We start from the raw sequence: 12,354 nt of genomic DNA on the forward strand, positions 1-12,354 counted from the left end.
TTTGCAGCATTTATCACACTGACAATGTTCTCATGTTCGTCTGTAAAAGACAATCCATCTGAAACAACCTATGCTACATTTAATATCAGGCTTGACCATTCAGGTGACAGTCTGAACAACTGGAAATACCGCAAAGACACTGTCGCAAGCTTTATACATGCTCAGGACTTGGATATTATAGGTATGCAGGAAGTATTACACAATCAATTGGAAGAGTTAAAAGCAAGACTGCCTGAATATGCAGAAGTAGGTGTAGGACGAGAAGATGGCAAGACCAAAGGCGAATATGCCCCTATATTCTTCAAAAAAGACAGATTTGAGATACTGGACAATAATACATTCTGGCTGTCACAATATCCTGACAGTGTAGGATTCATAGGATGGGATGGAGCATGTACCCGTATAGCCACATGGGCAAAAATCAAAGACAAGAAAAACGGAAAGATTTTCATGGCTGTAAACACTCATTTTGATCATGTCGGAACAGAAGCACGTCGCAAAGGTGCGCTGCTTATTATTGAAAAAATAAAAGAAATAGTAGGCGATAAACCTGCAATCCTTACCGGAGATTTCAATGTAAACGAGCTTTCTGAAGCATACAAGACTTTAACAACAAACAGTTTTGTACTAAAAGATACACACAAAGAAGCTGAAAATACAAGTGGAGTAAATTATACATACCACGATTTCGGACGTTTAAATCCAGGCTCCAGAGATAAAATAGACTTTATTTTCATCACTCCACAAATTAAGGTTAAAAGCAGCTATATACCTAAAGAGGGTACAAAAAGTGACAAACACCTTTCCGACCATAATCCTGTGATAGTAAAATTATCATTCTAAAAGTTGAACTTCAGACTACAGTCTAATAATAATATGATAAAATGAAGTGCACCCAAAAAGTCAGGCATAAAACTTTTAGGGTGCACTTCAAAATTAATATGATTTAAGCCGCCCCATGTAAAACAAAAAAAGCGATAACGGCTTGATTTTACGCATTGTTTACGCAAGCGCATAAAAAAAGCAGCTACAAAATTCGTAACCGCTTGATTTTCAAGGTGGACCAGCCAGGGCTTGGACCTGGGACCTCCAGATTATGAGTCTTTTCGAGTAATATTTCATAAAATTCCGTGTAATATAAATGTGTTGATTTACAGTATCTAATGTATTTGGCAGTTTGCAGAGAAATACATACATTTGCAGTAGTTTGCTCCCGAAAAGGTCACCTCAAGGTCACCGAAACGAGTAAAGTTTGGCTTATAAATTAACGTATTATGAAGAAAGAAGGAATTGATAAGGTCACCGAAATGGTGAATAAGGAGGTAAAAACCATTTCAAGAGGTGAAAAATGCCTTGCTAAATTCACAGCTTCTAATGGCAATGTATATGGCTCGTTGACTCTTGACATACGAAAAGCAGGAGATTATTCGCAACCGCTTCCTGTTGCCGTGCGTGTATGTCATGCCGGACAGAAAGTCTTTCTTCGTTTGGGCAAAACATACACTATGGAAGAATGGTTGACCTTGTGCGAATACGAAAAAAGTGGTCGTCGTGTTCAACTGACAGAGAGAAACAACATGAAAAATCTAATGGATAGGGTGGAACTTATCGCCAATCAACTTATCGCAGAAAACAACTTCTCTCTTCGCAAGCTGCAAGACAGATTTCAGGGTAGAAAGGATGATGACAGCACCATTATTACAGTGTGGGATTCATACATTCAATCTAAAACTAATGAAGGCAAGGCTGGCTCTGCTCGTTGCAGTAAAGATGTGCGCAACCGTTTTGTCAAAGATTTGGGAATGGACATATCGTTTGCCGATATAAACCGTGACTTTATCTTGAAATGGGTAAAAATCATGAAGAAAAACGAATTGAGTACCACGACCATTGCCATCGCACTTCGTAGCCTCAGAACAATCATCAATATGTGTATCTCAAATGGTTTAATGAAAGGTGATACCAAGGAAATGTTCAAGGACACAGGTTACAATAAATCCCAAAGCCGCAAGCATGAGTTTCTTGATGTGGCTACCATGCGTAAACTTTATGACTTCTGGAAAACAGGTGAGGCAAAAGACAAGGATGGGAACGAGTTGTTTCTTGGACGAGAAAAACATGCTATATTTCGCGACCTCGGATTATTCCTCTTTATGTATTTAGGCGATGGGCAAAATCTTGCTGATACTCTTCGTTTGACTTATGATGAACTATACTATGCCACTCATGGCAAACAGTTACGTTTTCTTCGTCATAAGACCCGGGAACGAAACGAGAGTGCCAGTGAGGTAATATTTCCTGTTACACCTGAGATACAAGAGATACTCAACCGATATGGTAATGCTCCAAAACTTGGGCGAAGGGTATTTCCCATAATGAGCGAACTTATTACCCCTGAACAGGAGATATGGGTTATTCAACGTTATAATAGATATATACGTGAGCACATGGCAAAAGTCGCTAAACTCATAGGACTGGAACAAACACCATCACCAACATGGGCAAGACATAGCTTTGCTACCAATCTCAATAATTCAGGTGTTGTACCTTATAAATATATAAGTGACAGCATGGGGCATAGTGGTGGCAGTGACATCACTTCCAACTATATAGGTGCCTATCCTCTTGCGAAGATGTTGGAGTACAATTATTATTTGCTTAATGAGAAGCCTAAAGAAACTGTCCCAGTTGTAGATAAGAAAGCTTTGTTAAAGATGTTGAAAGGCTTGAGCGAAGAGGAGAGGATGGAACTTATAGCTAATCTATCTGACTAATTATAGCTGTTTACCGCAAGAGCACCAAGTGAAATACCACAAAAACACGGAACAAAACACAGCAAAAATACCGAATGAAATACCGCAAAAAAGTGGATTTAATTACCACAAAAAACACGAATTGGCAATACAATTCGCAGAAAATGTGTATCTTTGCCATTGAAAAATATATTATATGAATTATTATAAAAGAACAGCCGATGCCCTGCTGCAAGATTTACTGGATGCATTTGGGGCAGTATTGATAGAAGGTCCCAAATGGTGCGGTAAAACCACTACGGCATCTCAACTTGCCAATAGCATCTTGAGAATGCAAGACCCAAGTATGCGTGAGGAGTATTTAGCCACAGCTAAAACTAAGCCGTCCATTCTGTTAAAAGGAGATACACCTCGTCTTATTGATGAGTGGCAAGATGCTCCAATGTTGTGGGATGCGGTACGAACAACTGTTGATGACCGCCAAATTCCCGGACAATTTATACTCACTGGTTCCAATGCTGTTGACAAATCTCAAATACATCATTCCGGAGCTGGTCGTATTGCCCGGCTGCGTATGTTGCCTATGAGCTTGTGGGAGTCGCAAGAATCTACGGGCGAAGTTTCATTGAAAGAACTTTTCAACAATCCTGATTATGATATTGACGGTAAAATGTCTAAGATGACAGTCGAAGACCTAATCTTTGCCGCATCCCGAGGTGGATGGCCGGCTTCTTTGTTGGCTCGTACTCCAAAAGCTCAATTACTTGTGGCAAAGAACTATGTTCAAACCATTTGTTCTGACGACGTTTCCGGTATTGATGGAAAGAAAAGAGATGCCAAACTGACCAGCATGATACTTCGGGCTTATGCCAGGAATGTTTCGACATTGGTCAAGAAAAAATCTCTTTTAGATGATGTAACCTCGTCTGGCGAAGTAAGTTGTCACGTAGATACATTTGATGATTATGTTTCGGCTTTAGAAAAACTATTTGTTATCCAGAACATAAGTGCATGGTGTCCTGCTATAAGAAGCAAGACCGCTATCAGAAGCAGTGTAAAACGATGCTTCTGTGACCCTTCTATACCGATTGCCCTTTTGGGACTATCTCCCGAATCATTAAGTATGCAGCTTAGGACGTTTGGATTTATCTTTGAGCAGATGTGTATTCGTGACCTAAAGGCGTACACCATTGATTTGAACAGTCATGTATCTTACTACCATGACCGATACGACTTGGAAGCGGACATAGTGCTGCATTTGGAAGATGGACGTTATGCTCTCATTGAGTGCAAACTTGGTAGTAGCGAAATTGATGAAGGAGCTAAACACTTACTCGAACTCAAAAGGCTTATACAGGAGCACAACAAAACGGAGAAGCAGGTGCCTATTCGGGAGCCGGACTTGCTTATTGTGATGACGGGTGGAACAATGGCATACTCTCGTCCTGATGGAGTTAAAGTGATTCCTTTGGCATGTCTCAAAGATTAACCATTTAGCAAAACTGTTTATATGGATGATGATATGAAGGAACTTCACCATGATAACTATCCCAGTCAATCGGAAATGCAGGAATGGCTTGAAGCGAATCGAGAAATCTATACAGACTTTAAGAGTAAGATTCAATCAATCTTAAAGAACCTGTTGTGCGATAACTACAGTAAACAGATAGATGATGAGACAAACAAGTTACAAAGCATAATCCTGGAGATAATGACCACAGAAGAAGGGGTTACTACCGATGAGTTGATTGACAAATTCTCCAATGCCATAAAAGATGGGAATGTGTCTGCCTGCTGCTTGTATTGCTATTTGGAATTGGACAATGGGTTTAAGGAAATAGAATATGCCATGAGCAAATTTGTGAGCAATCAGAGGATGCAAAATACATTAAAGAAGGCATTCATGCCTATTGGGAGGATAAGAAACGTGAAACTCAAGAAGCAGTTAACAAGGATTTGAATTCGCTCAGCCTGCGTCGCTGGCACTATGAACACCCCGGAGACTATCAAGAATTTACAAATCTTTTTGCCAAAGCATACGAAGGTGATATGACTTTCATTCTTAAAGGCATGTCTTACTTGGTAGAAATGCTGTCTCTCAATGGGATTAAGGGCATTACAGAATTACTTGAAAGCCTTTGTCCTGGGACTGAAAGCTACAATAAAGCTCAATTTGGAAGCAATTACCAGCAAGTCCATGAGAAACTGACAGCCTTGTTTGCTTCTACATTTAATCAAGAGGTTACGAAACAAAAACTCCTGCATAACAATCCTTTCATGTGTAGTACGTTCTACTGGATGATATTTGACGATGGTTTTGTGAAGATGGGAGATTTACTCTCCAAAACAATGATGGGAGAAAACTCGTCTGTCTGGCAGAAAGGTTTTGGTGGGCAATTTATACGCTCTTTAATGCTTACCAGTTTTGACAAAGCGGCTTATACCAAAGGGGCATGGAAAGCTATGGGTAAAAATGGTGGGGCAAAAGAGGTAGTCAGTTCCACCTTGCAGGAGTCTAAAGGTCGCCGTGGACGCAAGCAAGTCTGTGTCCTGCTTGAAGAAATGCTTATACAACCTTATGCGGAACTTCTTACCAATGGGATAGAGACAATACTCACCGAATGGATGGAAACGAATGCTACAGACTCCGTTCTTGCCTATATTTTTGCTGCGTTGACTAATGGCGGCTTGCTTAATGATTCTTACAATTACCGAACTTTTCATACTGCCATTTTGGAGAGGTTCCCAGCCCTTGGATTCAAATCTGGTTTTGATTGGGCAGAAGCTCTTTATAGTGCCAATCAAAGAAAAATCTAAAATCCCTTGAATACGAAAACCTTTCCACCCATCATCACGTTGAGTGACATTGGCCGGAACATCGCCGGTAATGCATACCAAGGATTTTTCTTCATCTGTTTTCCCGATGAAACAGTATTCCGCATTTAAGTTTACAAGCGAATAATCCGCTACTTTGCACACTGAAAAATCGTGATTAATCTTTTTTATTTCCATCATGTTGTCCTCTACAAATTTATAAATACGTAGGTTGCTTCTCTTTCAAGGTTTTGCATCCATTCCTTCCAGCTGGAATAAAAGATAAACGTCACTTTATTTGTGCCCTAATCCTGCTCAGACTTGCCTGCGTGATGCCTAAATAGGTGGCGATACTTCCCAACGGCAACCGCTGTAACAAATCAGGCTCTTTCTCCAACAACTCGTGATACCGTTCCGAGGCGACGGCTGACAACATGGAAATCAGCCGTTCCTCGGCAGCAAGCAGTTCCATTTCCGCATAACGCCGTCCCCAATTGGCTATGTGCAAATCCTTCAAGAATAACTCTTTCAGTTTTTTCCTTTCCAATACATATAAGACAGAATTTTCCATCAGCTCCATTGTTTCATACCCCGGTTCGTCATTCACATATCCTTTCATGGAAACAATAGTCGCCCCTTCCTTGCCGACCCAAAAGGTAATTTCTTTCCCCTCTACCGAAGTATAGGCGCGGACAATGCCTTTCTTGATGAAAAAGATGTCTTTTTCTATCTTGCCATATTCCAACACTTGGAATCCTTTTGGGTATGAGACTTCCGTCAGGCATTGCCGCAACTTGTCCAAAGACGCATCCGGCATGGCATATCTCTGGTTGATGATTTCCTTTATATCCATAAGTCATTTTGTTGTGGTACAAAATTATAAAATAGCGCACAGAAACAGCTGCTAACGGCTGTTTTTTTGTCAAATGCAAAATCCGTTTTTACCAAATGTAAAAAACGGTTAGAAATTACTTGCTTACTTTTGCACCCGAATTTAATAAATCATAGGTATGAATTGGATAATTTTATTTTTGGCAGGATTGTTTGAGGTAAGCCTTACATTCTGCTTGGGAAAAACGAGAGAGGCATCAGGTATTGGTTTTTATCTGTGGGGAAGCGGTTTCTTGGCTTCCACGGTATTGAGTATGGCATTACTTGCCAAAGCGGTTCAGACTTTGCCTTTGGGCACAGCATACGCCATTTGGACGGGTATCGGAGCGGTCGGCACGGTCTTGATTGGGATATTCGTTTTCAAAGAGCCGGCCACTCCCATACGTCTTTTCTTCCTGTTCACGCTCATTGCCTCCTTGATTGGATTGAAAGTTGTGTCATACTGAAAGGAGGAATAAATGATGAAATATGAATTGAGAGAAAACCACGGCATTCCGGCACCTCTGCTGGCTCTGATGGCAGTCGCTACCGGGCTTTCCGTTGCCAACTGCTACTACAACCAGCCTTTGTTGGGCAGCATGGCAAAGGATTTTGGGGTAAGCGACTTTTCTGCCAGCATGGTTGCGACATTGACCCAGATAGGTTATGTAGTCGGACTTGTGTTTGTCATTCCGCTTGGCGATTTGGTTTCACGAAAGCAGCTGATATTGACCAATTATATCATTTCATCGTGCGCATTGCTTGCCATAGCACTTGCCCCTAACATCTATTGGGTGTGGGGCGCATCCTTGCTTGCCGGAGCATCTTCGGTTATGCCGCAGTTCTTCATCCCGTTGGTGTCTTTCCATTCAGCACCAGCACACAAGGTACGCAACGTGGGGATTATACAGTCCTGTCTGCTCATAGGCATTCTTGGCTCACGGGTGTTAAGTGGTTTCCTGGCTGATATGTGGGGATGGCGTTCCGTCTATTTTGTGGCTTGCTTTTTCATGTTCGGATGCTTCCTGATGATTCACAAGATGTTGCCCGCGTTGCCTGTTCGTTCACGTGAAAATTATGCGGGTCTGATGAAATCCCTGTTGCACCTGTTATCCCAATATCCGTACTTGCGTATCGCTTCTTTGAGGGCGGCGTTGGCTTATGGCTCGTTCTTCGCTTTATGGAGTTGTCTTGCTTTCCGAATGAAGCAAGAGCCTTTCTTCGCGAGTGACGATATTATCGGCGCACTCGGTTTGTGCGGACTGGCAGGTGCATCCACGGTGGTTTTCATCAGCGGCTATATCCAAAAGTATGGCGCAAGGTTTTTCTCTATTGTCGGAGGATGTGTGGTATTGGCTGCATGGTTCTTGGCATTTTGGGGGAATTCCAGCTATGTGTGGATGATAGTCGCTATCCTGTTGATTGATGCAGGAATGCAATGCATCCATCTGTCCAATCAGACCAGCGTGGTCGCCCTCGATGCATCCGCCATCAACCGGGTCAATACCGTTTATATGACCATTTACTTCTTGGGCGGTTCTGCCGGAACATTCGTTTCAGGTCTGTTTTGGCAACATTGTGGATGGACGGGTGTGGTAGGAGTAGGAATCGCTTTTACCGTAGCCTCCTTGCTTGTTAATTGCTTCAACTCTAAAACAGCATAAGTGTGGATGTCAAATATTCAGCCTGAATATAGTAATGCAGACCACGGTAAATGGAATGGCTACAGATTCATTGCCCGAAAACAAAGAGAATCTTTGTAGGAATAGGAAATAAACTGATAACAATATGGAGACAAAAGATGGTTTTATCATCCGTCCAATCAAGGAAACGGATAATGCTCAAATGGCTCGTCTGATACGATGTGTTATTGATGAATTTGGTGTGTCGCGTACAGGCATGGTGTATGATGACCCTGTCACGGACTGCATCAGTCAGTCGGTTGAAAATGTAAATACAGAATATTGGGTGATTGATTACGGCGGAGAGATTCAAGGAGGCTGTGGCTTCTATCCCACCAAAGGCTTGCCCGGCAAGTGTGCTGAAATAGTCAAGTATTATTTATCGCCTGCTGTCCGAGAAAAAGGATTGGGAGGCATGATTCTTGATTTGATTGTCCGCCGTGCAAAGGAAGCGGGCTATACCAGCCTGTATATAAAACATTCCCTTCGTTTGGTAAAGCCATTGATATGTATAAGGAACGGGGATTTCAGCTGTTGGATGGTCAACTCGGAGATTCCGGGCATACGGCAACCAGTATATTCATGTTGAAGGTTTTAACCGACTGACACATAGCTTCCCGCATGACAACCTAAACCTCTGAGGAAATGCAATGCATTCATTTGTTATGGATAAGAGTTGCTTTTACCGTGGCTTCCTTGTTTGCAATTTGCCTTAAACCTCAAACGGCATAAGAGTGGATGCCAATCAGCTGAAAGAATATTGGGAATGATTATTCCAGTCGGAATATTTTTCGTACTTTTGCATCCGTAAGAGTTACCCGAACAAGCAAAGCGATGCAGACTACGGCAATTGGAACGGTTACCAACTCATTACCCCAAAACGAGGTAATTCTTCTAACTCTTTTGATTTCAGGTAGGTATATTTCTTATACAGATTTACGAAATAATTCCTCGACAAGTTATTGCGGTCTTATCTTATCCCTTACACGAATAATCGCAGCGATTTATTAAAAAGCCAGATTTAGCCACTCTCTCTATTTAAAAATCTATAAAAACTCTCTGTAATTTCATGGAATTACAGAAGGTCACTATTACAGAGTTTCGCTTCAAAAAGGTCACCTGAAGGTCACTGTATAAAAGAAAAAGCACTTGCGATTTCTCGTAAGTGCTTGATTCTTAACGTGGACCAGCCAGGGCTTGAACCTGGGACCTCCAGATTATGAGTCTGTTGCTCTAACCAACTGAGCTACAAGTCCGATAATCGTTTTATTTTCGATTGTGATGCAAAGGTAGTGTTTATTTTTTATTCTGCAAACATTTGAAGAAAAAAAATGGAACTTTTTATTTTAGACAGTCATTTTATAATCTTAAAACAGCGTAATATGGCACAAGGATATGAATATTTTTAAACGTGTGCATGTTTTTTAAAAGGCATAAAAAAGCGAAAAGCAATAATTTCCATCTAAGCATACGTAATTTATATAAATGAAAATAGTTCATATATACTCTATTAAGAAGTTTTACATCCCATGACACCGTAACTTCGGAGATATTATTGTATTTTTGCACCGATTAATCGATTAAAAATTAAAGACATGTCACAGAAAATGAATGAAAATCATCTGAACGGACTTACTGACCAGGAGGTTATTGCCAGCCGTCAGAAATATGGGGAAAACTTGCTTACTCCTCCAAAACGTCCATCTATCTGGAAACTTTATCTTGAAAAATTCCAAGACCCTGTCATCAGAGTTCTTCTGGTGGCTGCCGTTTTTTCACTTATCATATCGATTATAGAGAATGAATATGCCGAAACTATAGGTATCTTCTTCGCTATTTTCCTGGCTACGGGTATCGGATTCTACTTTGAATATGATGCCAACAAGAAGTTCGACCTTCTGAATGCTGTAGGCGAGGAAACCCCTGTCACCGTTATACGAAACGGAAAGGTAAAAGAGATTCCAAGAAAGGAAATCGTAGTCGGAGATATAGTGATTCTGAATACCGGCGATGAGATTCCTGCCGACGGAACGCTGGTAGAAGCTGTTTCACTGCAGGTGAACGAAGCTAACCTTACAGGGGAGCTTATGGTAAACAAGACTACCGACCCTGAACATTTTGATGATGAGGCTACATATCCGTCGAATGCCGTAATGCGCGGTACTACAGTTACGGACGGACACGGAACGATGAGGGTTGACCGTGTGGGTGACGCTACAGAAATCGGTAAGGTTGCTCGTCAGTCAACAGAACAGAGCGACGAAAAGACTCCGCTAAACATACAGTTGGAGAAGCTAGCCAACCTGATTGGTAAGGTAGGTTTCACTATCGCCATACTTACTTTCGTGATTTTCACAGGTAAAGACCTTTATGCATATTTCACTGCCAATACAGTTGAGACATGGGAACAGTGGCTTGAGGTAGCTCAGATTGTATTGAAATACTTCATGATGGCTGTAACGCTGATTGTTGTGGCTGTGCCTGAAGGACTTCCTATGAGTGTGACACTGAGCCTTGCGCTGAATATGCGCCGAATGCTGAAGACCAACAACCTTGTGCGCAAGATGCATGCATGCGAAACTATGGGTGCCATCACTGTGATTTGTACAGATAAGACAGGTACTCTGACTCAAAATCTGATGCAGGTACACGAAGCTCAGGTAGATGAGTCAAATCCAGAACTTGTGGCAGAAAGCATTGCCGTAAACTCTACCGCTTTCCTTGAAGAGAAGGCCGAAGGAGAAAAGCCGTCGGGTGTGGGTAATCCTACAGAAGTTGCCCTGCTCTTGTGGCTCAACGGAAAGGGTGCCAACTATATCTCACTGCGTGAAAATGCCCATACAGTAAACCAGCTTACTTTCTCTACAGAGAGAAAATATATGGCCACACTCGTTGATTCGCCTGTAATGAACAAACGTGTTCTGTATATAAAAGGTGCTCCTGAAATTGTAATGTCGAAATGTTCATTGAGCGACGATAAAATCAAGGCATACAACGAGCAACTCCTTGCATATCAGAACAAGGCTATGCGTACTCTGGGACTTGCATACAGAATCATCCCTGAAGGAAAATCGGAAGATTGTGCTGAGCTTGTGGCTGAAGGCGGCATGACATTCCTCGGAATATTCGCAATAAGCGACCCTATACGTCCTGACGTGCCTGACGCTGTCAAGAAATGCCAGTCGGCAGGTATCGGTGTGAAGATTGTAACCGGTGATACTCCGGGAACAGCTACCGAAATTGCCCGTCAGATTGGTTTGTGGACTGAAAACGACACCGAACGTAATCGTATCACAGGTACAGATTTTGCCGCATTAAGCGATGAAGAAGCTCTTGAAAGAGTTCTTGACATAAAGGTGATGAGCCGTGCGCGTCCTATGGACAAACAGCGCCTGGTACAGTTGCTACAGCAGAAAGGTGCGGTAGTGGCAGTTACAGGCGACGGTACAAATGATGCTCCTGCCCTCAACCATGCCCAGGTTGGTCTGTCAATGGGTACAGGTACATCCGTAGCTAAAGAGGCCAGCGACATCACTCTGCTCGACGATTCGTTCCACAGTATAGCTACAGCCGTGATGTGGGGACGTTCGCTCTACAAGAACATACAGCGTTTCATCGTGTTCCAGCTTACTATCAACGTAGTAGCATTGCTGAGTGTCCTCCTTGGAGCATTCTTCGGTTCTGCCCTACCGCTAACCGTTACACAGATGCTTTGGGTGAACCTGATTATGGATACTTTCGCCGCCATGGCTTTGGCTTCAATTTCTCCAAGTATGGACGTAATGAACGAAAAGCCTCGTAAGCGTACAGATTTCATCATCAGCAAAGCTATGCAGAAGAATATCTTCGGTACAGGTATCTGCTTCCTTATCGTACTGATGGGACTTATGGCATACATGAACAATTCTGCCACTGGTATGGATGTCCATAACCTGACAATATTCTTCACAGTGTTCGTGATGCTTCAGTTTTGGAATCTGTTCAATGCCAGTGTATTCGGGACAAACCATTCTATCTTCAAGGATGCAGGTCATGCACTAGGTATGCTCAGTGTGGCACTGATAATTCTTGTAGGTCAGTTCATTATCGTTACCTTCGGTGGCAAAGTGTTCCGTACCGAGGCTCTTCCGCTGATGGATTGGGTTTATATTATAGGCGGAACTTCTATTGTACTTTGGATTGGCGAAATCTGGAGAGGTATCAAGAGAATGAGCTCTAAAGGATAGCTGAGAAGG

10 protein-coding genes and 1 tRNA gene are annotated in these 12,354 nt (G+C 42.2%); 9 read left to right on the top strand and 2 right to left on the bottom strand.

Translation table 11 applies throughout. The annotated features are described in order from the left end of the window. Positions 1–24 precede the first annotated feature (24 nt). The 5 genes from H6A61_RS03320 to H6A61_RS15910 all read left to right on the top strand — a co-directional run bounded on the left by H6A61_RS03320 (position 25) and on the right by H6A61_RS15910 (position 5,570). Positions 25–843, top strand: coding sequence for an endonuclease/exonuclease/phosphatase family protein (locus H6A61_RS03320; RefSeq protein ID WP_239469092.1), 819 nt, complete (start codon positions 25–27; stop codon positions 841–843). A 431-nt stretch (positions 844–1,274) separates the two neighbouring features. Further along, positions 1,275–2,774 (top strand): tyrosine-type recombinase/integrase, encoded by a 1,500-nt coding sequence (locus H6A61_RS03325; protein WP_204390953.1) that lies wholly within the window; start codon positions 1,275–1,277, stop codon positions 2,772–2,774. 175 nt (positions 2,775–2,949) lie between these two features. Next, positions 2,950–4,242, top strand: coding sequence for an ATP-binding protein (locus H6A61_RS03330; protein WP_007747646.1), 1,293 nt, complete (start codon positions 2,950–2,952; stop codon positions 4,240–4,242). Positions 4,243–4,263: 21 nt separating this feature from the next. Further along, positions 4,264–4,713: a hypothetical protein gene (locus H6A61_RS15905; RefSeq protein WP_239469086.1), complete on the top strand. Its 450-nt coding sequence runs from the start codon at positions 4,264–4,266 to the stop codon at positions 4,711–4,713. Then, a complete protein-coding gene (locus H6A61_RS15910; protein WP_239469087.1) occupies positions 4,710–5,570 on the top strand; it encodes a DUF6043 family protein in 861 nt (286 codons plus the stop codon). Before H6A61_RS15905 ends, H6A61_RS15910 begins: the two co-directional genes overlap by 4 nt. 286 nt (positions 5,571–5,856) lie before the next feature. On the opposite strand, the gene H6A61_RS03340 is transcribed toward H6A61_RS15910, so the two are convergent. Beyond that, positions 5,857–6,420 carry a Crp/Fnr family transcriptional regulator gene (locus tag H6A61_RS03340; protein WP_021928157.1) on the bottom strand — a complete coding sequence of 188 codons (564 nt, stop codon included), beginning with the start codon at positions 6,418–6,420 and terminating at the stop codon, positions 5,857–5,859. A 157-nt stretch (positions 6,421–6,577) separates the two neighbouring features. On the opposite strand from H6A61_RS03340, the gene H6A61_RS03345 reads away from it, so the two are divergent. The 3 genes from H6A61_RS03345 (at position 6,578) to H6A61_RS03355 (ending at position 8,708) form a co-directional block, all read left to right on the top strand. Further along, the gene (locus H6A61_RS03345; protein ID WP_021928755.1) at positions 6,578–6,904 is read left to right on the top strand and encodes a DMT family transporter; all 327 of its coding nucleotides are present in this window, start codon (positions 6,578–6,580) and stop codon (positions 6,902–6,904) included. Between the two features lie 15 nt (positions 6,905–6,919). Further along, positions 6,920–8,101, top strand: coding sequence for an MFS transporter (locus tag H6A61_RS03350; protein WP_204391033.1), 1,182 nt, complete (start codon positions 6,920–6,922; stop codon positions 8,099–8,101). Between the two features lie 124 nt (positions 8,102–8,225). After that, a complete protein-coding gene (locus tag H6A61_RS03355) occupies positions 8,226–8,708 on the top strand; it encodes a GNAT family N-acetyltransferase (RefSeq protein WP_204390954.1) in 483 nt (160 codons plus the stop codon). Between the two features lie 593 nt (positions 8,709–9,301). Here the strand turns inward: H6A61_RS03355 and H6A61_RS03360 are convergent. Further along, positions 9,302–9,375, bottom strand: a tRNA-Ile gene (locus H6A61_RS03360). Positions 9,376–9,714: 339 nt separating this feature from the next. Between H6A61_RS03360 and H6A61_RS03365 the strand changes: the two genes are divergently transcribed. After that, positions 9,715–12,345, top strand: a complete 2,631-nt coding sequence (locus H6A61_RS03365) for a calcium-translocating P-type ATPase, PMCA-type (protein WP_204390958.1) — start codon at positions 9,715–9,717, stop codon at positions 12,343–12,345. Positions 12,346–12,354 lie beyond the last annotated feature (9 nt).

It is taken from the genome of Bacteroides caecigallinarum, assembly GCF_016901995.1.
In the GTDB taxonomy this organism is placed as follows: Bacteria; Bacteroidota; Bacteroidia; order Bacteroidales; family Bacteroidaceae; genus Phocaeicola; species Phocaeicola cellulolyticus.

Coding starts and splice junctions, on each gene's coding strand:
- H6A61_RS03340 (WP_021928157.1), bottom strand. CDS start 6,420: ATGGATATAAAGGAAATCATCAACCAGAGATATGCCATGCCGGATGCG.
- H6A61_RS03350 (WP_204391033.1), top strand. CDS start 6,920: ATGAAATATGAATTGAGAGAAAACCACGGCATTCCGGCACCTCTGCTG.
- H6A61_RS03325 (WP_204390953.1), top strand. CDS start 1,275: ATGAAGAAAGAAGGAATTGATAAGGTCACCGAAATGGTGAATAAGGAG.
- H6A61_RS15905 (WP_239469086.1), top strand. CDS start 4,264: ATGGATGATGATATGAAGGAACTTCACCATGATAACTATCCCAGTCAA.
- H6A61_RS03365 (WP_204390958.1), top strand. CDS start 9,715: ATGTCACAGAAAATGAATGAAAATCATCTGAACGGACTTACTGACCAG.
- H6A61_RS03330 (WP_007747646.1), top strand. CDS start 2,950: ATGAATTATTATAAAAGAACAGCCGATGCCCTGCTGCAAGATTTACTG.
- H6A61_RS03320 (WP_239469092.1), top strand. CDS start 25: ATGTTCTCATGTTCGTCTGTAAAAGACAATCCATCTGAAACAACCTAT.
- H6A61_RS03345 (WP_021928755.1), top strand. CDS start 6,578: ATGAATTGGATAATTTTATTTTTGGCAGGATTGTTTGAGGTAAGCCTT.
- H6A61_RS03355 (WP_204390954.1), top strand. CDS start 8,226: ATGGAGACAAAAGATGGTTTTATCATCCGTCCAATCAAGGAAACGGAT.